Origin of the sequence: Amycolatopsis sp. WQ 127309 (assembly GCF_023023025.1) — a bacterium.
GTDB lineage: Bacteria > Actinomycetota > Actinomycetes > Mycobacteriales > Pseudonocardiaceae > Amycolatopsis.
Window position 1 is genome coordinate 10,801,190 of sequence record NZ_CP095481.1, and the last position, 18,761, is coordinate 10,819,950.

General features: G+C 71.4%; 17 protein-coding genes. 11 read left to right on the forward strand and 6 right to left on the reverse strand.

Annotated elements, in window-relative coordinates; genetic code table 11:
• Positions 1-13: 13 nt before the first annotated feature.
• Positions 14-1,036, reverse strand: coding sequence for a heat-inducible transcriptional repressor HrcA (gene hrcA, locus MUY22_RS47945; protein ID WP_247064483.1), 1,023 nt, complete (start codon positions 1,034-1,036; stop codon positions 14-16).
• 211 nt (positions 1,037-1,247) lie between these two features.
• On the opposite strand from hrcA, the gene MUY22_RS47950 reads away from it, so the two are divergent.
• Genes MUY22_RS47950 through MUY22_RS47965 form a run of 4 tightly spaced genes read left to right on the forward strand, consistent with a single transcriptional unit; the run spans position 1,248 to position 3,692 of the window.
• Positions 1,248-1,682: a YbaB/EbfC family nucleoid-associated protein gene (locus MUY22_RS47950; protein ID WP_247055078.1), complete on the forward strand. Its 435-nt coding sequence runs from the start codon at positions 1,248-1,250 to the stop codon at positions 1,680-1,682.
• 8 nt (positions 1,683-1,690) lie between these two features.
• Positions 1,691-2,002 carry a type VII secretion target gene (locus MUY22_RS47955; protein WP_247055080.1) on the forward strand — a complete coding sequence of 104 codons (312 nt, stop codon included), beginning with the start codon at positions 1,691-1,693 and terminating at the stop codon, positions 2,000-2,002.
• Entirely contained in the window at positions 1,999-3,201 is a 1,203-nt protein-coding gene (locus tag MUY22_RS47960) for a hypothetical protein (protein ID WP_247055083.1), read from the forward strand. The genes MUY22_RS47955 and MUY22_RS47960 overlap by 4 nt, the downstream gene beginning before the upstream one ends.
• Positions 3,198-3,692 carry a hypothetical protein gene (locus MUY22_RS47965; protein WP_247055084.1) on the forward strand — a complete coding sequence of 165 codons (495 nt, stop codon included), beginning with the start codon at positions 3,198-3,200 and terminating at the stop codon, positions 3,690-3,692. The genes MUY22_RS47960 and MUY22_RS47965 overlap by 4 nt, the downstream gene beginning before the upstream one ends.
• A gap of 105 nt (positions 3,693-3,797) precedes the next feature.
• Here MUY22_RS47965 and MUY22_RS47970 read toward each other — a convergent pair whose 3' ends face one another.
• Together MUY22_RS47970 and MUY22_RS47975 are read right to left on the reverse strand one after the other, a co-directional pair.
• On the reverse strand, positions 3,798-4,652 hold the full coding sequence (locus tag MUY22_RS47970) for an aldo/keto reductase (protein ID WP_247055086.1): 855 nt from the start codon (positions 4,650-4,652) through the stop codon (positions 3,798-3,800).
• Positions 4,653-4,727: 75 nt separating this feature from the next.
• Complete coding sequence (locus MUY22_RS47975) at positions 4,728-6,218, reverse strand: CoA-acylating methylmalonate-semialdehyde dehydrogenase (RefSeq protein WP_247055088.1); 1,491 nt, start codon at positions 6,216-6,218, stop codon at positions 4,728-4,730.
• A gap of 145 nt (positions 6,219-6,363) precedes the next feature.
• On the opposite strand from MUY22_RS47975, the gene MUY22_RS47980 reads away from it, so the two are divergent.
• Together MUY22_RS47980 and MUY22_RS47985 are read left to right on the forward strand one after the other, a co-directional pair.
• Complete coding sequence (locus MUY22_RS47980; protein ID WP_247055091.1) at positions 6,364-8,001, forward strand: PucR family transcriptional regulator; 1,638 nt, start codon at positions 6,364-6,366, stop codon at positions 7,999-8,001.
• Positions 8,002-8,059: 58 nt separating this feature from the next.
• Entirely contained in the window at positions 8,060-8,392 is a 333-nt protein-coding gene (locus MUY22_RS47985) for an SSI family serine proteinase inhibitor (protein WP_247064485.1), read from the forward strand.
• A gap of 105 nt (positions 8,393-8,497) precedes the next feature.
• Here MUY22_RS47985 and MUY22_RS47990 read toward each other — a convergent pair whose 3' ends face one another.
• The 3 genes from MUY22_RS47990 to MUY22_RS48000 form a co-directional block, all read right to left on the reverse strand.
• Positions 8,498-9,931, reverse strand: coding sequence for a DUF4153 domain-containing protein (locus MUY22_RS47990; protein ID WP_371827717.1), 1,434 nt, complete (start codon positions 9,929-9,931; stop codon positions 8,498-8,500).
• Between the two features lie 481 nt (positions 9,932-10,412).
• Positions 10,413-11,432, reverse strand: coding sequence for an ATP-binding protein (locus MUY22_RS47995; RefSeq protein WP_247055095.1), 1,020 nt, complete (start codon positions 11,430-11,432; stop codon positions 10,413-10,415).
• Positions 11,429-12,121: a response regulator transcription factor gene (locus tag MUY22_RS48000; protein WP_247055097.1), complete on the reverse strand. Its 693-nt coding sequence runs from the start codon at positions 12,119-12,121 to the stop codon at positions 11,429-11,431. Before MUY22_RS48000 ends, MUY22_RS47995 begins: the two co-directional genes overlap by 4 nt.
• A 247-nt stretch (positions 12,122-12,368) precedes the next feature.
• Here MUY22_RS48000 and MUY22_RS48005 point away from each other — a divergent pair, with 247 nt between their 5' ends.
• The 5 genes from MUY22_RS48005 to MUY22_RS48025 all read left to right on the forward strand — a co-directional run bounded on the left by MUY22_RS48005 (position 12,369) and on the right by MUY22_RS48025 (position 18,709).
• Positions 12,369-13,922: an NCS1 family nucleobase:cation symporter-1 gene (locus MUY22_RS48005; protein WP_247055099.1), complete on the forward strand. Its 1,554-nt coding sequence runs from the start codon at positions 12,369-12,371 to the stop codon at positions 13,920-13,922.
• A gap of 10 nt (positions 13,923-13,932) precedes the next feature.
• On the forward strand, positions 13,933-14,715 hold the full coding sequence (locus tag MUY22_RS48010) for a nitrilase-related carbon-nitrogen hydrolase (RefSeq protein WP_247064487.1): 783 nt from the start codon (positions 13,933-13,935) through the stop codon (positions 14,713-14,715).
• Complete coding sequence (gene hydA, locus MUY22_RS48015; protein ID WP_247055101.1) at positions 14,715-16,097, forward strand: dihydropyrimidinase; 1,383 nt, start codon at positions 14,715-14,717, stop codon at positions 16,095-16,097. The genes MUY22_RS48010 and hydA overlap by 1 nt, the downstream gene beginning before the upstream one ends.
• Positions 16,098-16,106: 9 nt before the next feature.
• On the forward strand, positions 16,107-17,105 hold the full coding sequence (locus tag MUY22_RS48020; protein ID WP_247055104.1) for a TIGR03842 family LLM class F420-dependent oxidoreductase: 999 nt from the start codon (positions 16,107-16,109) through the stop codon (positions 17,103-17,105).
• A 143-nt stretch (positions 17,106-17,248) separates the two neighbouring features.
• Positions 17,249-18,709, forward strand: coding sequence for an alpha/beta hydrolase (locus tag MUY22_RS48025; RefSeq protein WP_247055106.1), 1,461 nt, complete (start codon positions 17,249-17,251; stop codon positions 18,707-18,709).
• The last annotated feature ends 52 nt before the right edge of the window (positions 18,710-18,761 follow it).

Sequence of the window (18,761 nt, forward strand, 5' to 3'; positions counted from 1 at the left end):
TGCTCTGCCCGGCTCAGCGGCCGGACAGGATCTGACCCACGTAGTTGGCGACCGCGCGCACCGCGGCGATCGTGCCGGGGTAGTCCATCCGGGTCGGGCCGACCACCCCCATGCCGCCGAGCACCATGTCCTGGCCGTACCCGATCGAGACGACCGAGGTGCTGCGCATCTGCTCGTCCTCATTTTCCTCACCGATGCGCACCGTGATCGCACCGGGGTTGCGGGTGGCGGCGAGGAGCTTGAGGACGACGACCTGCTCCTCGAGCGCTTCGAGGACCTGGCGCAGCGAGCCGGGGAAGTCCGCGACGTTGCGGGTGAGGTTCGCCGTACCGCCCAGGACCAGGCGTTCTTCGGGGTGTTCGGCCAGTGACTCGACCAGCACCGTGCACACGCGGATGAGCGCGTCGCGCAGTTCGCCGGGCGACTTGTCGGGGAGTTCGGCGACGCGCGCGGCGGCCTCGTTGAGCCGCCGGCCGGCCATCGCGGCGTTGAGCACCGTGCGCAACCGCGCGACGCCGTCCTCGGTGATGACGTCGCCGAGGTCGACGGTCCGCTGGTCGACGCGGCCGGAGTCGGTGATCAGCACCAGCATGAGCCGGGCCGGGGTCAGCGGCACCACTTCGAGGTGGCGCACCGCGGCGTTGGTCAGCATCGGGTACTGGACGACGGCGACCTGCCGGGTCAGCTGCGCGAGCAGCCGGACCGAGCGGCGCAGGACGTCGTCGAGGTCCGTGCCGCTGTCGAGGAACGTCGTGATCGCGCGGCGCTCGGCCGCGCTCAGCGGCTTGATCTCGGACAGCCGGTCGACGAAGAGCCGGTAGCCCTTGTCGGTCGGGATCCGCCCGGCGCTGGTGTGCGGCTGGGTGATGTAGCCCTCTTCTTCGAGGGTGGCCATGTCGTTGCGCACGGTCGCGCTGGACACGCCCAGGTTGTGCCGTTCGACGATCGTCTTCGAGCCGACCGGCTCCTGGTTGGAGACGTAGTCGGCGACGATCGCGCGCAGCACGTCGAAGCGGCGTTCGTCCGCGTTGGCCACCCGTTCCTCACCCACTTCGCTCGCTGCTCATGCCGAGTTTACGGAAGCCTGAGCCGGTCGCGCTCAACACCGCCCGTCTCGCCCCGGGTAAAGAACGGACAAATGAATTCCCATGCGTTGTTCTCGGAAAGATTTTCCGGGTTGTCGGCGGAACCGAAACGGGGTTTGCTGCCTCTGATCCGCATGCCCTTCCCCGACTTTCGAGGTCGCCGTGAACACCACTGAATCCGCTTCGGCCGGTATGCCCGAAATCGCCCGGCGCGCCGCGGAGGCCAAGGTCCGGCTCCAGCACATCTCGGCGACGGCCACGAGCGCCGACGGCGCCGTCACGGTGACCGTCAACACCAGCGGTGCGCTGCAGGAACTCACCTTCGGCCCGCGTGCCGACGAGCTGCCGCGCGCCCGCCTCGCCGCCGCCGTCGTGGCCACCGCGAGACGCGCCCAGGTGCAGGCGGCCCAGCAGCTGACGAGCGTGATGGCGCCGGTGATCGGCGCCGGCAGCGACGCGATGAAATTCCTCCGGGAACAGATTCCGGAGCCCGAATTGCCCGAAGAGGAATCACCTCGGGATTTCCCCCGGAAACCGCCGCCGCGGCCGGGTGACGACGAGGACTTCGGCGGCCCGATCCTGCGCCGGGGGCTGTGATGGCGGCCATGAAGGTCGACTTCGACGTCCTCGGCGGCCACGAGGACGAGATCCGCGAGATCGCCGGCCGGGTGCAGCAGGCGCTCGACGCCGCGGGCACCGCCCAGGCGCTCGACTTCGACGCGTTCGGCATCGTCGGGCAGGTCTTCGCCGTCCCGATCCAGGGGTGGGTCGACCAGGCCGACGGCTTCCTCCAGGCCGCCGTCGACGCCGGGCACGACGTCGCGGACCGGGTGAAGACCGCGCACACGGCGTTCAGCGAGCACGAGCAGCACACGAAGAGCCTCATCGAAGGCATCGGCAAGGAGCTGCCGGCATGACCGAGACGCAGGAGAACCCGCTGGTCGCGACGAGCGAGTCGTCAGGCGGCTTCTGGAGCGGGATGGGCGACGGCTCGAAGGGCGAGCTGGACAACGTCAACGCCCAGACCGGCGGCGCCGGCATCTTCAGCGACGCCGCCTCGACGCTGACCGACGCGCGCAACGGCGACTGGGGCAACCTCGCCATGGACGTCGGCACCGACGCCCTCGACCTGCTGGGCGCGGCGATGGACCCGCTCGGGACGCTGGCCGGCGCGGGTGTCGGCTGGCTGATCGAGCACATCAGCTTCCTCAAGGACGGCCTCGACAAGCTCGCCGGCAAGCCCGAGGCCGTCACGGCCAAGGCCGTGACCTGGTCGAACATCTCGAAGCAGCTCACCGAGACGGCCGAGCAGTACGAGCAGAAGGCGGCGAAGGTCGGGCAGTCGTTCAGCGACTGCGGCTCCGCGGAGGCGTACCAGCGAACGGCGGAGAGCTACGTCGGCGTCCTGCGCGGAGCGGCCTCGCACGCCGACAGCGCATCGACGGCGATGAACGTCGGCGCCGCGCTGGTCGGCACCGAGCGCGGGCTGATCCGCGACATGATCTCGTCGTTCGTCGGCGAGCTGATCGTCAAGGCGCTGGCCGCGCTCGCGGCGTCGTGGTGCACCTTCGGCGGCACGATCGCGGCGTTCATCGCCGACTCCGTCGTCGAGGGCGGGGTGCTCGCGGAGAAGATCAGCACGCGCATCACGAAGGTCGTCGAGAAGCTGGAGAGCCTGGCCAAGGGCGCCGGCAAGTCGAAGGCGGCCCTCGAAGGCGCGGCGAACGCGCTGAAGAGGGTGGGCAAGGGCGTCGACAAGCTGGTGGACAAGAGCGTCGACACGGCCGCGGGCATCGAGCGCAAGGCCACCGAGCTGAAGCAGGCGGGCAAGGAGGCGAAGACCGCCGAGGAGACGGCCAAGGGCTGGAGCGACGCCGCCAAGGAGCACGTGCCCGGCCGCGAGAAGCTCGAGGGCCCTGGCAAGTACTCCGAGGAGGGCCGCAACGTGCTGAACCAGCACAAGGTGCTCGACCCCAAGGAACAGGTCCGCTGGAACACCGCCGACAACGTCGGCGTGGCGACCGAGGGCCGCCGCCAGGAGAACGAGCAGATCGACCGCTACCACGAGGGCCAAGAGGCCTACGAGAAGGAACACCCCGAAGGCGAGGGCGAGTGATCGAGCAGGCCGAGGTGGAGCTGGCCAACCGCAACGGGCAGCTCCACCCCGCCCAGCGCGGGAAGCTGCTCGACCTCAACTTCTGGGCGGCCGCGGTGGTGGCGGTCGCCGGAGTGGTGGTCGCGGTGCTCATCGCCACGGTGGCCGACACCGCGGGCGAGGTGCTGGGCACCGTCGTCCCGATCCTGGCGCTGACCGCCTGGTTCTCGTACATCTGCTGGCGGCGGCTGGCCGACGCCGCCGGTGGGCGGCTGCTCGCGGTCACCGGCTGGACGCACGACTTCGACACCGCGCGTCTCACCGACGAGTACCCGATCGGCCTGCACCACAGCCCGGCCGGGTTCAAGAGCATCGAGACGTTCAGCCTGCGCGCCGGCGGCCGGACCTACCCGCTGGAGCGGAAGCTCCGCGAGCGGATCCGGCCGGACCGGGTCAACACCGTGCTGGTCACGCCGCGCAGCAAGCTGCTGATCAACGTGCTCCCCGCGTAGCGATCTCCCGCCCTCGGCGCGCTCACCACCACCTGAAAGCCGTGAAGGCCTCCTTCCCGGCTCTTATGGCCGGGAAGGAGGCCTTCACGGCTTTCCCACAGGGGGTCAGGCGGCCGCCTCGGAGAGGGCGTCGAACTCGGCGTCCGTCAGCTCGATGTCCGCCGCCGCGATGTTGTCCTCGACGTGCGCGACCGAGGACGTGCCCGGGATCGGCAGCACCACCGGCGAGCGCTTGAGCAGCCAGGCCAGCGCGAGCTGCGACGGCGACGCGTCGTGCTCCTTGGCCAGGGTGCTCAGCGGGCTGTCCGGGCCGGCGAGGGCGCCGGTGGCCAGCGGGAACCACGGGATGAACGCGATGCCGTGCTCGGTGGCGTGCTCCAGCAGCGGCTCGGCGTCGCGCTTGACCAGGTTGAACATGTTCTGCACGGACACGATCTCCGCGGTCTTCTGCGCCTCCTGCAGGTCCGCCACGCCGACCTCGGACAGGCCGATGTGCCGGATCTTGCCCTCGTCCTGCAGCTTCTTCAGCTCCCCGATCTGCTCGGCGACCGGCACCTTCGGGTCGATCCGGTGCAGCTGCAGCAGGTCGATCCGCTCCAGGCCGAGGTGGCGCAGGCTCAGCTCGACCTGCTGGCGCAGGTACTCGGGCCGGCCGACGGGAATCCACTCGTTCGGGCCCTGCCGGGTGAAGCCGGCCTTGGTCGCGATGACGAGGTCGTCGGCGTACGGGTGCAGGGCCTTCTTCAGCAGCAGGTCGGCGACGAACGGGCCGTAGACGTCGGCGGTGTCGATCAACGTGACACCCAGCTCGACGGCGCGCCGCAGCACGCGGACGGCCTCGTCGGGGTCCTTCGGGTCACCCCAGACGCCGGGCCCGGTGAGCTGCATCGTGCCGTACCCCAGCCGGGTCACCGGCAGGTCGCCACCGATCGTGAAGGTGCCTGAGTTCTTCGCACTCATCTTTCGTCCCATCGTCGTCCGGGGTGCTCCACCGGGTCTCAACCCGCGAAGCGCCCCGGACAATCCCGGATCACGTCAGGAATTGCGCGGGAACCCCAGGTTCACCCCGGCGTGCGACCGGTCGGGCCAGCGCGAGGTGACGACCTTGGTGCGCGTGAAGAAGTGGAAGCCCTCCGGCCCGTAGGCGTGTCTGTCGCCGAACAGCGAGTCCTTCCAGCCGCCGAAGGAGTAGTAGCCGACCGGCACCGGGATCGGGACGTTGACGCCGACCATGCCGACCTCGACCTCGTTCTGGAACCGCCGCGCGGCCGCGCCGTCGCCGGTGAAGATGGCCGTGCCGTTGCCGTACGGGTTGGCGTTGACCAGGTCCAGGGCCTCGTCGTAGGACGCCGCGCGCGCCACCGACAGCACCGGGCCGAAGATCTCGTCGGTGTAGATCGACATCTCCGGGCGCACGTGGTCGAACAGCGTCGGGCCGAGCCAGAAGCCGTCGCCCGGCACCTCGACGCCGCGGCCGTCGACGACCAGCGACGCGCCCGCCCCGACCCCGGCGTCCACATAGGACTCGACGCGCTCGTGGTGGGCGCGGGTGACCAGCGGGCCCATCTCGGACTCCGGGTCACGCCCGTCGCCGACCTTGAGCTTCCCGATCCGCTCGGCGATCTTCGCGACCAGCTCGTCGCCGACCGGGTCGACGGCCACCACGACCGACACGGCCATGCAGCGCTCCCCCGCCGAGCCGAACCCGGCGGACACCGCGGCGTCGGCGGCCAGGTCGAGGTCGGCGTCCGGCAGCACGATCATGTGGTTCTTCGCACCGCCGAGGGCCTGGACGCGCTTGCCGTGGCGGGTGCCGGTCTCGTAGACGTACCGCGCGATCGGCGTCGACCCGACGAATGAGATCGCCTTGACGTCGCGGTGTTCCAGCAGGCCGTCGACCGCGATCTTGTCGCCGTGCAGCACGTTGAGCACGCCCGCGGGCAGCCCGGCCTCGGCGAACAGCTCGGCGAGGAACACCGCCGCCGACGGGTCCTTCTCACTGGGCTTGAGCACGACGGTGTTGCCGCAGGCGAGCGCGTTCGGCACGAACCACAGCGGCACCATGGCCGGGAAGTTGAACGGCGAGATGACGCCGACGACACCGAGCGGCTGGGCGATCGAGTAGACGTCGACGCCGGTGGAGGCGTTCTCGCTGAAGCCGCCCTTGAGCAGCTGCGCGGCCCCGCAGGCGTACTCGACGTTCTCGATCGCGCGGGCGATCTCGCCGGCGGCGTCGGACTCGACCTTGCCGTGCTCGCTCGTGACGATCTTCGCCAGCTCGTGCTTGCGCGCCGAGAGCAGCTCGCGGAAGGCGAACAGCACCCGCGTCCGGCCGGCCAGCGACGTCCCGCGCCAGCCCGGCAGCGCCGCCGCCGCGGCCGCCACGGCCTGGTCCACCTCGGCCTGCCCGGCGAAGTCGACCTGCGCGCGGACCTGGCCGGTGGCGGGGTCGAAGACGTCGCCGGTGCGGGCCGGGGTCCCGGTGAACGGCTTGCCGTCGATCCAGTGGCTGATGCGGTCGGTCACGACGGGCACTCCTTCGCTCGGGGACGTCCCTGCGAGTGTCCGGGCGGGCGCCACGCGGACGCCATCGGCAACGTGTACGGACTCGCCGCCCCGGCCGTACAGTCTGTCCCCTGCCGATCATCGCAACCATCACCAGCGAGGTGCCGTGTACCCGACCGTGGCCGACGTGCTCGCGCTGCCGGTGCTGCGCCAGGGCCGGCCGCACGTCGTCGCGGGTGCCGCCGGGCTGGACGCGCCCGTGCGCTGGGCGCACGTCGCCGAGGTCGCCGACATCGCGCACCTGCTGCGCGGCGGCGAGCTGGTGCTGACGACCGGCGTCGCGCTGCCCGACGACGGCCCGTCGCTGGCCCGTTACGTCGCCGACCTGGCCGGCGTCGGCGCCGCCGGCGTGGTGATCGAGCTGGTCCGGCACTGGAGCGACAAGCTGCCCGCGGCCCTGGTCGAGGCCGCCGACGCGCACGGGTTCCCGCTGGTCACGCTGTCACGCGAGACGCGGTTCGTGAGCGTCACCGAGGCCGTCAACGGCCAGATCGTCGACGCCCAGGTCGCCGAGCTGCGCGCGGCCGAGCGGGTGCACGAGACGTTCACCGCGCTCACGGTCGCGGGCGCCGAACCCGGCGTCGTGCTGGGCGAGGTCGCGCGGCTCACCGAGCAGCCGGTGGTGCTGGAGACGCTCTCGCACGAGGTCCTGGCCTACGACGCGGCCGGCACCGACCCGGCCGAGCTGCTCACGGGCTGGCCCGCGCGGTCCCGGGTGGTCCAGGTCGGCGAGCGCACCGGCTACCACGCGAACGCGGGCTGGCTGGTCACGATCGTCGGCGCGCGCGGCCACGACTGGGCGCGGCTGATCGTCGTGTGCGCCGACCAGCCGCCGCACCGCCACCGCGTGGTCGCCGAACGCGCCGCGTCCGCGCTCGCCGTGCACCGGCTGGTCGCCAAGGACTCCGACGGCCTGGAGCGCCAGGCCCACCGCGCGGTGCTCGCCGAGCTGCTGGCCTCGCCCGCGCCGTCGGCGGAGCTGCTGGCCCGGGCGTCCGCGCTGGCCGTGCCGCTGGCCGGGCGGCAGCTGGTCGGGCTCGCGGTGCGGCCGCGGTTCACCGGCACCGGGCGGCCGGCGTTGTCGACGCCGCCGGTGCTGCGCGAGCTGGCCGAGGCGACGGCGCTGGCCGCGCGCCGCGCGAAGGTGTCGGCGCTGGTGGCGACCGACGATACCGGGGTGCGGGCGCTGATCGCGCTGTCCCTCGAGGCGAACGCCGACGCGGTGCTGCAGCGGCTCGCCACCGACGTCCGCGAGGCGCGCAGCAGCGCCCCGGGGGTGCTCGCGGTCGGCACCACGGTGCTCTCGCCCGCCGAGGCGAGCCGGACGCTGCTGGAAGCCGGGCAGGTCGCGGCCGCCGCCCTGGGCGCCGGCGAGGAACGGGTGCTGCACCGGCTGTCCGACGTCCGGCTGCGCGGCCTGCTGCACCTGCTCGCCGGGGACGAGCGGGTGACGGCGTTCGCGACCCGCGAGCTGGGGCCGTTGCTGCACCGCGACGCCGCGTCCGGCAGCCGGCTCGTGCAGGCGCTGCGGCACTACTGCGAGCAGGGCGGCAACAAGTCCGCGGCGGCCGCGGCCGCGCACACCTCGCGGACGGCGTACTACCAGCAGCTCGCCCGGATCGAGCAGGTCCTCGGCGTCCGGCTGGAGGAGCCGGAGTCGATGCTCTCGCTCTACGTCGCGCTGCTGGCGGTGGACCTCACCCGGCCGAGCGAAGAAGACTCACCCGGACGTGCAGCACAGTGAGCACCTTCGGCCTGCCGATGAGACCGATATGGCCCTCCTCCCGTTCGCTGCCTGCCTGATGAGCCTGAGCTGTCTCGCGCCCGCGCAGCCGCCGGCGTCGACGTTGCAGCTGACCAGCCACGACACCGCCGACCGGATCGGCTCGGTCGTGCTGACCTGCGACCCGACCGGCGGCACGCACCCGAAGCGCGGGAAGGCGTGCGACGTCCTCGAAGGCGTCAACGGCGACTTCACCCGCATCCGCGGCCGGCAGCAGGCGTGCACGCTGATCTACGCCCCGGTCGACATCACGGTGGTCGGCACCTGGCGCGGCAAGCCGGTGTCGTTCCGCACGACCTACGCCAACCGCTGCGAGGCCGTCCGCGACTCCGACGACGTCTTCGCCTTCTGAACGGGTTTCATCGGTTTTCGCGCGCGGGAGCCGCCGGGCCGCCCCCACGACGGCCCGGTGGCTCCCGCTCGACCTCATGGACCACGCACGAACGCCCCGTTCGGTTCAGCCGCACCGGCCGAGGGTGACCTCGCGCGCCGTGGAGCGGCTGAGGTTCCACGCGGGCCAGCCGTCCGGGGTGTCGTCGGCGAGGATCCGCCGCAGCACGCAGGTGCGCACCGGCTCGGGCAGCCGCGCCGAGACGACCGGGACGACGTCCGTCGAGAACCCGCCGAGATAGCTGTGGTCCAGGGGCTTTCCGGCCGCGGCGCGGTCGAGGTTGGCGTCGGCGATGAGCCGTTCCGGATCGAGGAGGGCGAGCGTCAGCAGCGCCGCGGCGGCGGTGCCGACGGCCGCGCGGGGCAGCCACGCCGAGCGCAGCTTGACCAGCGAAGCGATCACCAGCACGAAAACCGCGCCGAACCACAGCTCGCAGACTTCGACCAGCAGCCGCAACACCGTGAAGCCGTAGGCCTCCTGGTAGGTCCACATGCGACTCAGCGCGGACCCGACGAGCACCAGGCTCAGCCCGCTGAGCGCCCCGAGCAGGACGCGCTGGCGGAGCCGGTCGGCCCGGGTGACGTCCGGCGCCCAGCGCAGCGCGGCGGCGACGATGGCGAGCGTCAGCACCGTCACCGCGCAGAGCTGCCAGAAGCCGCCGCGGGCGTATTCGGCCGCGGTCAGGCCGCTGGTGCGCAGGACGTACTCGGTGCCACCGAAGAGCGCGACCAGCCGGACCGCGACGAAGACGCTGAAGAGCAGCACGAGGACGCCGAGCGGGACCGTCCACTCCAGACCGTATTTGCTCCGATGTGGACGGTCGGCCGTCGCCCGAGGCGGTGGCGCGGCGAGGAAGTAACAGGCCCCGGCGACGACCGACGCGGCGACGACGAAGACGAGACACCACCGCGCGACGGTCGCGACACTGAGGTCGGGGATCATCGCCCGGACGAGCGCGGCGAAGGCGGCGTCGGCACTGGCGAGCAGCGGCACGAAGACGGCGACGAGCACCGCGGCGGCCAGCACGGCGAGCGCGATCCGCCGGGCCACACCGTCGCGGCGAGCGGTGAACTTCCCGAGTCCGCGGCCGGCCCACGGAACCGCCCGCAGCGCTTCGAGCGGGACGGCGAGCACGTCGTAGAGAACGGTGTGGACGGTCCGCTTCCCCACCAGTGCCAGCGATCCACTGACGACGGCCCCCAGCACGCAGAGGACGAACAGCCACCCGGACGCCCGGATGGCCCCCATGCCCAGCAACGCGAGGGAAAGGGCGGCCCACCCGGCGTTGCGCCAGGTGAAGGTCCCGTCTTGGCCGTCCCGAGCCCGCCGATCGGCGACGACGACGGCCCCGACAACGGCGATCCCGGTGAGCAGCCACCCGATCCCGGGCCGCCAAACGGGCAGCACCAGCGCGGCAACCACCCCAGCCACCCCGGCGGCCGGCAACACGGAAGACGGCAACGGCACCACAGCGGACTTGGGCGGCGGCAGCGGCCGCATCAACACCGGCGGCGCGGCCACGGCCACCCCACCACCGGCCCCCAACCCACCACCCGTCCCTGGTTCCGGCCCCACGGCAGCACCCAGCTCAGGCCCGCCACCGCCAACCGCACCCTGCCGCGCGCCGACACCTCCCGCCGCGCCCACTCCACCGGCCGCGCCCGCAGCCGACCACACCTGCCCCGACCGACCGCTCGTCTCTGGCTCGCGTCCCGCAGCCGCACCAAGTTCCGGCCCGCCACCGGCCGCTGCACCCCTCCGCGCGCCGCCACTTCCCGGCGCGGTCGCGTCAACCGGCGTGGCCGAACCGCCCGAACCCTCCGGCGCCCCGGCCACCCGAGGCCCGGCCGAGCGCTTACCGCGTGGCACGCCGCCGCCACCGACACTGGACTTGGGCATCTCGCCTGCTTTCTCGCGTACTCGCGTTCACGTTCGCAAATGTCAGGTGCCGCTGTGCTCGGCTTCTCACGACCCCCGGCACTCAGGCCGTCGGGAGGGTCACCCGGATCCGGCCGCCGGTTCCCGCCGATGGCTCCACCACGCCGATCGACCCGCCGTGCAGCTCCACCGCCCACCGCGCGATCGCCAGCCCCAGGCCCGTGCCGCCGCCGGTCGGGCGCTCGCCGCGCGTGAAGCGCTCGAAGACCCGCGTGCGGTCCGCCGGGGCGATGCCCGGGCCTTCGTCGCACACGTCGATGCGCACCTCGCCCACCCGCGTCTCCGCGAGGATCCGCACCACGCCGCCCGCGGGGCCGTGGCGGGCCGCGTTCTCCAGCAGGTTCGCCACCACCTGGAACAGCCGGCCGCGGTCCGCCGTCACCACCGCTTCCGGCGGCGTCACCGCCACCTCGAAGCGCACCCCGCGACCCGCGAAGGCCGCTTCGCCGACGACGTCCGACAACAACGCGGCCAGCGGGAACGACGTCTTGTGCAGCGGGATCGCGCCCGCGTCCAGCCGCGACAGGTCCAGCAGCTCGTCGACCAGCGTCGCCAGCCGCTCGGTCTGCTGCAGCGCCGTCTTCAACGTCGCCGGGTCCGGGTCCTCGACGCCGTCGACGAGGTTCTCCAGCACCCCGCTCAACGCCGTGATCGGCGTCCGCAGCTCGTGGGACACGTTCGCCACCAGCTCGCGGCGCTGTCGGTCCGCGTCGCCGAGGTCGCCCGCCATCTGGCTGAACGCCTGCGCCAGCTCGCCCACCTCGTCGCGAGTGGTGGCGCGGATGCGACGCGTGTAGTCGCCCTTCGCCATCTCCCGCGCGGCCGCCGTCATCTCGCGCAGCGGCCGGGTCATCCCGTGCGCCAGCACCTGCGAGAGCACCAGGGCCAGCACCATCGCGGTGATCGTCGTCTTCGGCGGCAGCCAGCCGATCTGCCAGTTGAAGAAGGCGAACGCGACCCCGCCGGACGCGAGCATCAGGATCGCCAGCTTCAGCTTGATCGACCGGACGCGGTCGAGCGGCCGCGGCAGCAGCTCGGCCACCGTCACGATGACGCGCTTCACGATCCCGCCTCCAGCGCGTAGCCGACGCCGTGCACGGTGCGGATCAGGTCCGCGCCGAGCTTCCGCCGGAGGGCCTTGATGTGGCTGTCCACCGCCCGCGTCCCCGCGGACGTGCCGTGCACGTCCCACGCCCACACCTCCGAGAGCAGCCGTTCCCGCGGCTGCACCACCCGTGGCCGCCGCGCGAAGTGCACCAGCAGGTCGAACTCGATCGGCGTCAGCTGCGCCGCCACCCCGGCCCGGGCGACGCGCCGCTGGTCGACGTCGATCTCGAGGTCGCCCAGCACGATCCGCGCGCCGTGCGCGGACGAAGATCGCTCGACGCGCCGCAGCAGCGCGTGCACCCGAGCCGTCAGGACCCGCATCGAGAACGGCTTCGTGAGGTAGTCGTCGGCACCGACGCCGAGCCCGACCAGCATGTCCGTCTCGTCGGCGCGCGCGGTCAGCATGAGCACCGGCACCGGCCGCCGCCCCTGGATCCGGCGGCAGACCTCCAGGCCGTCGAAGCCCGGGAGCATCACGTCCAGCACCACCAGGTCCGGCTCGAGCGAAGCTTCGGCCTCGACGGCGGCCGGGCCGTCGTGGGCGACGTCCACGGTGAACCCTTCGGCCCGAAGCCGGGCCGCGATCGACGCGGCGATCGTGACGTCGTCCTCGACGACCAGCACGCGCCGTCCACCCAGTTCCATAGGGGCGACTTTAAGCACCGGAGGTGGAGACGGTCGGCGCGAACTGTGGAGATCCTGTGAAGACGCGAACCGGCAGGTCACGGGGCCCGCGTGTTGCGAAGAGGTTGCGTGAGGACTACGGCGTGATGTGTGACGTACGTCATGCATTGCCACGACGTGAACGCAATCGACAGTCTGCGTTCCGACGCGCCGAAGAGTGAACAGTCTGCCAATGCCACCCGCGCGCACCGGCGCGGAAGATTCCGCAATGGCGCCGACACCCGCAGACCAGCGCGTGCACGAGGACGGCCGGGTCGAGCTCGAACCCGGTGACGTCCGGTCTCTCGAAGGCAGCCGGTTCTTCAACGACGAACTGGCCCCCGTCCCGGTCCAAAAGCGAACCTGGACCACCTACAACTACTTCGCGCTCTGGATGGGGATGGCGCACAACATCCCCAGCTACGCACTGGCCGCGTCGCTGATCGCCCTCGGCATGAACTGGGTGCAGGCGCTCATCACCATCACCATCGGCAACCTGGTCGTGCTGGCGCCGATGCTGCTCAACAGCCACGCCGGCACGAAGTACGGCATCCCGTTCCCGGTGTTCGCCCGCGCCTTCTACGGCATGCGCGGCGCCAACCTGGCCGCGCTGCTGCGGGCGTTCATCGCGTGCGGCTGGTTCGGCATCCAGACCTGGGTCGGCGGCGAGGCCATCTACGTCATCCTCGGACGCCTGCTCGGCTCGTGGTGGCGGGACGCGCCGGAGATCGCCGGGCAGCACTGGACGCTCTGGCTGTCCTTCGTGGTCTTCTGGATCGGCCAGATGCTGATCATCTGGCGCGGCATGGACGCGGTCCGCCGGTTCGAGAACTGGACGGCGCCGCTGGTGTCGGTCGGCTTCCTGATCATGCTCGGCTACGTGCTGGTCAAGGCGGGCGGACTCGGCCCGATCCTGGCCGACGGCGGCAAGCTCGGCTGGGGCCCGGACTTCTGGAAGGTGTTCGCGCCGTCCCTGATGGCGATGATCGCGTTCTGGTCGACGCTCTCGCTGAACATGCCCGACTTCACCCGCTTCGGCGGCAGTCAGCGCAAGCAGGTCCGCGGCCAGATCCTCGGCCTGCCGACGACGATGACGTTCATCGCGATCGTCGCCATCCTGACCACGTCGGGCGGGCACGTGCTCTACGGCGAGGACATCTGGGACCCGGCGCAGCTGGCCGACAAGTTCACCAGCCCGGTCGTGGTCGTCGTCGCGCTGGTCGCGCTGGTGCTCGCGACGATCTCGGCGAACCTCGCGGCCAACGTCGTCAGCCCGTCCTACGACTTCTCCAACGCCTTCCCGAAGAAGATCACCTTCGCGATCGGCGGCGGGATCACCGGCGTCATCGGCATCCTGATCCAGCCGTGGCGCCTCTACTCCGACCCGAACATCTACATCTTCGCGTGGCTCGGCTTCTACGGCGGCCTGCTCGGCGCGGTCGCCGGCGTGCTGGTGGCCGGGTACTGGGTGATCGCCCGCACGAAGCTCAAGCTGAAGGACCTCTACACACCCGATGGGGTGTATTGGTTCAGCGGGGGCTGGAACTGGCGCGCGCTGGTCGCGACGCTGGTCGGAGCCGTTCTTTCGGTCGGCGGTGCGTACGGCGGGCCGTTCCCCGACAGCGGGCTCATCCCGTTCCTCAAGCCGCTTTACGACTACAACTGGGTGGTCGGCTTCGTCTCGGCGTTCGTCGTCTTCGCCGCCCTGTCCGCATCATCGAACAAGGAGGAAGCCAGTGAGCGTGGTCCGAGCCGCATTGATCCAGCAGCGGTGGACGGGTGACAAGGAGTCCATGATCAAGGCGGCGGTGGACCACATCGCCTCCGCCGCCTCGCAGGGCGCCCAGGTCGTCTGCCTGCAGGAACTGTTCTACGGCCCCTACTTCTGCCAGGTGCAGGACACCGAGTTCTACTCCTACACCGAGGGCATCCCGGACGGGCCGACGACCAAGCTCATGCAGGAGGTCGCCGCGCGCCACGGCGTGGTGCTGATCGTGCCGATGTACGAGGTCGAGCAGCCCGGCGTGTACTACAACACCGCCGCGGTGATCGACGCCGACGGCACGTACCTCGGCAAGCACCGCAAGAACCACATCCCGCAGGTCAAGGGGTTCTGGGAGAAGTTCTACTTCCGGCCCGGCAACCTGGGCTACCCGGTGTTCGACACCGCCGTGGGCCGCATCGGCGTCTACATCTGCTACGAGCGGCACTTCCCGGAGGGCTGGCGCGCGCTGGGCCTGGCGGGCGCGAAGATCGTGTTCAACCCGTCGGCGACCAGCCGCGGCCTGTCGCAGTACCTGTGGAAGCTGGAGCAGCCGGCGGCCGCCGTGGCGAACGAGTACTTCGTCGGCGCGATCAACCGCGTCGGCGTGGAACCCCTGGGCGAGAACGACTTCTACGGCCAGACGTACTTCGCCGACCCGCGCGGCCAGCTGATCGGCGACGCCGCGTCCGACACCGACGACGAGGTCGTCATCCGCGACCTCGACATGACCCTGGTCGACGAGGTCCGCGACCTGTGGGCGTTCTACCGCGACCGCCGGCCGGACACCTACGGCCCCCTCACGGAGGCCTGATGACCACGCTCATCAAGGGCGGTCAGGTCGTTTCGCCGTCGGGTGCGCTGCTGGCGGACGTGCTGGTCGACGGCGAGACCATCGCCGCCGTCGGCGCGCCCGGCACGCTGACCGGCGACGAGACGATCGACGCCACCGGCAAGTACGTGCTGCCGGGCGGGATCGACGCGCACACGCACATGGAGATGCCGTTCGGCGGCACGCACTCCGTCGACACGTTCGCCACCGGCACCACGGCCGCGGCGTGGGGCGGCACGACGACGATCATCGACTTCGCCGTGCAGGCCAAGGGCACGTCGCTGCTGTCCACGATGGACAAGTGGCACACCAAGGCCGACGGCAACTGCGCGATCGACTACGGCTTCCACATGATCGTCTCCGACGTCAACGACCAGTCGCTGAAGGAGATGGAAGCCTGCGTCGACGCCGGGGTCGGCAGCTTCAAGATGTTCATGGCCTACCCGGGCGTGTTCTACTCGACCGACGGCGAAATCTTGCTGGCCATGCAGAAGGCGCGCGAGATCGGCGCCACGATCATGATGCACGCGGAGAACGGCATCGCGATCGACCAGCTGGCCGCGCAGGCCGTGGCCGCCGGGAACACCGACCCGGTGCAGCACGGCCTGACCCGGCCGCCGGAGCTGGAGGGCGAGGCGACGTCACGGGCGATCCAGCTCGCGAAGGTCACCGGCTCGCCGCTCTACATCGTGCACCTCTCGGCGTCGCAAGCGCTTGCGGCCGTGGCGGAGGCGCGCAACGAGGGGCAGAACGTCTTCGCCGAGACGTGCCCGCAGTACCTCTACCTGTCCATCGAGGACCTGGCGAAGCCGGACTTCGAGGGCGCGAAGTACGTCGCTTCGCCGCCGCTGCGGGAGAAGTCGCACCAGGCCGACCTGTGGCGCGGGCTGCGGACGAACGACCTGTCCGTCGTCTCGACCGACCACTGCCCGTTCTGCTTCAAGGACCAGAAGGAGCTGGGCCGCGGCGACTTCCGGGCGATCCCGAACGGCATGCCCGGCGTCGAGCACCGGATGGACCTGCTGCACCAGGGCGTCGTCGCGGGCGAGCTGACGCTCGGGCGCTGGGTCGAGACGTGCTCGGCGACGCCGGCGCGGATGTTCGGGCTGTACCCGCGCAAGGGCGTGATCGCCGCGGGTTCGGACGCCGACATCGTCGTCTACGACCCCACGGCGACCCAGACCCTGTCGGCCGAGACGCACCACATGAACGTGGACTACTCGGCGTACGAAGGGTTCGAGCTGACCGGTCGTGTGCACACGGTCCTGTCTCGTGGGCGGGTCGTGGTGTCGCCTTCCGGTTTCTCGGGAAGTACTTCGCACGGCAAGTTCCTGTCCCGCTCGCTGAACCAGTACCTGAACTAGGAGCGGCCCATGGACTTCGGGATCGTGCTGCAGACGGACCCGCCCGCGCGGGACGTCGTGCGGCTGATGAAGGACGCCGAGGACGCCGGATTCCACTACGGCTGGACGTTCGACTCCTGCGTGCTGTGGCAGGAGCCGTTCGTCATCTACTCGGCGATCCTGGCCGCGACGTCGTCGCTGGTGGTCGGGCCGATGGTGACCAGCCCGGGCACGCGCGACTGGTCGGTGATGGCGTCGACGTTCGCCACGCTCAACGACATGTACGGCAACCGGACGGTCTGCGGCATCGGCCGCGGCGACTCCGCGCACCGGGTCGTCGGGAAGCCACCGTCCACTTTGGCCACCGTGCGCGACTGCATGCACGTGGTCAAGGAGCTCGCCGAGGGGCGGGCGGTCGAGCTGAACGACACGACCGTGCAGATCCCGTGGATCCGCAACGGCCGGCTGGAGATGTGGATGGCGGGGTACGGGCCGAAGGCGCTGAAGACGGTCGGCGAGCACGCCGACGGCTTCATCCTGCAGTGCGCGGACCCGGCGATCGCGCGCTGGACGATCGGCGCGGTGCGGGACGCGGCGCGCGCGGCCGGGCGCGACCCGGGCGGCATCACGATCTGCGTCGCGGCCCCGGCGTACGTCGGCGACGACCTGGCGCACCAGCGCGAGCAGCTGCGCTGGTTCGGCGGGATGGTCGGCAACCACGTCGCCGACCTGGTCGCGCGCTACGGCTCGTCGGGTGCGGTGCCGAAGGAGCTGACCGACTACATCCGCGAGCGGGAGGGGTACGACTACAGCCACCACGGCAAGGCGGGCAACCCGTCGACGGAGTTCGTCCCGGACGAGATCGTCGACCGCTTCTGCCTGCTGGGCCCGGCATCGGCGCACGTCTCCCGCCTGCAGGAGCTGGCCGAGCTGGGCGTCGACCAGTTCTCGCTGTACCTGATGCACGACGACCGCGAAGCGACGCTCGCGTCATACGGCACACAGATCATCCCGAAGCTGACCGCCTGAAAGGCCGTGAAGGCCTCCTTCCCGGCTCTTATGGCCGCGAGGGAGGCCTTCACGGCTTTCGGCGTGCGTAGGGCTCGCCCTACCCCGGTTCCGGGGGTGCGCACCAGCGCGCCCCCGGTCCCGGCGGCGGGACGATCGGGCCCATGAAATCTCCGAAACTCCGTGCTGCGCTGGCTCTGGGGGCGGCGGTGGGCGTGGTGGCGTTGAGCGCGCCCGCGGCAGTGGCAGTGGCGAGCCCCGCCGGAATCGTCTGGGAAACCTGCCCCACCGGCTCGCCGGGCGGGTACGACTGCGGCCGCCTCGACGTCCCACTGTCCTATCAGGACCCGTCCGCCGGGACGGTGTCGGTCGCGATCGGCCGCCTGCCCGCCACCGACCAGGCCCGCAAGCTGGGCACGATCTTCTACAACCCCGGCGGCCCGGGCTCGTCCGGCCGGTTCGCCCCGGCGTTGACGCCCTTCCTGCACACCCGCTACGACATCGTCGGGATCGACCCGCGTGGCGTCGGGGCGAGCTCGAAGATCCACTGCTTCACGGATCCGTCGCAGGTCCAGGTGCTGCAACGCGCCCTCGGGACGTTCCCGCTGACGCCGGCCGCCGAGCAGCAGCAGATCGCGGACACCCAGACCGTGACCGACCTGTGCGAGCAGAACGCCGGCCCGCTGGCGAACCACCTGTCCACCGGCACGATCGCCCGCGACCTGGACCGGCTGCGCGCCGCGTTCGGCGAGCCGAAGCTGCGCTACTACGGGAAGTCGTACGGCACATACATCGGCGAGACGTACGCGAACCTGTTCCCCGGCCGCGTCGGCACGCTGGCCCTGGACGCCGTCGACGACCCCTCGCGCTGGGCGACCGGCGCGGGCCCGATGAGCTACCGCCTGGCGGGCTACGTCGACGGCCCGCGGGCGCTTCAGTCCTTTTTGGACGCCTGCGCTGCCCGCTGCACCTTCGACTACCCGGCCATCCTCGACCGCTTGGCGACCGGCCCGATCACGGTGACGGACACCAACGGTCGCCAGGTCGCCGTCACGTACCAGAGCGCGATCGCCCAGATCCACAACTACCTGACGGACGCCCAGGCGGCCCCGCAGCTGGCAGCGTTCCTCAATGCGCTGGCAGACCCGTCGTCGCTCGCCCCGGCGTCCGCCGGCGGCCCCCCGGACGTCGATTCGATGCTGGGCGGCGGCGCAACCCTGTGCTCGGACGCGGCAAACCCGCGTGACCCGGCGGTCTGGGCGGGCTACGCCCGCGCAGCGGACCGAGTCGGCCGCGGCTTCGGCCCGTACGACGTCTACAAGACGTTGCCGTGCGCGAGCTGGGACGTCGCGGACACGGGCCGCTACACGGGCCCGTGGAACCGCCCGACGGCGCCGATCCTCCTGCTGGCCAACAAGCAGGGCGACCTGGAAACGCCGTACGACGGCGCCCAGCGCACGGAGAAGCTGCTGGCCAACGCGCGCCTCCTGAGCCTCGACACGTACGGCCACGGTTCCCGCGGCAAGAGCGCGTGTGTCGACAAGTCGCTGGACACCTATTTCCTGACGGGCGCGGTCCCCGCGCGGGGCACGGTCTGCGCCCCGGACCAGGGCCCGTTCGGCTGAGCACGAGGGCCGCGGCCGTCCGGTCCGTAACAGACCGGGCCGCCGCGGCGAC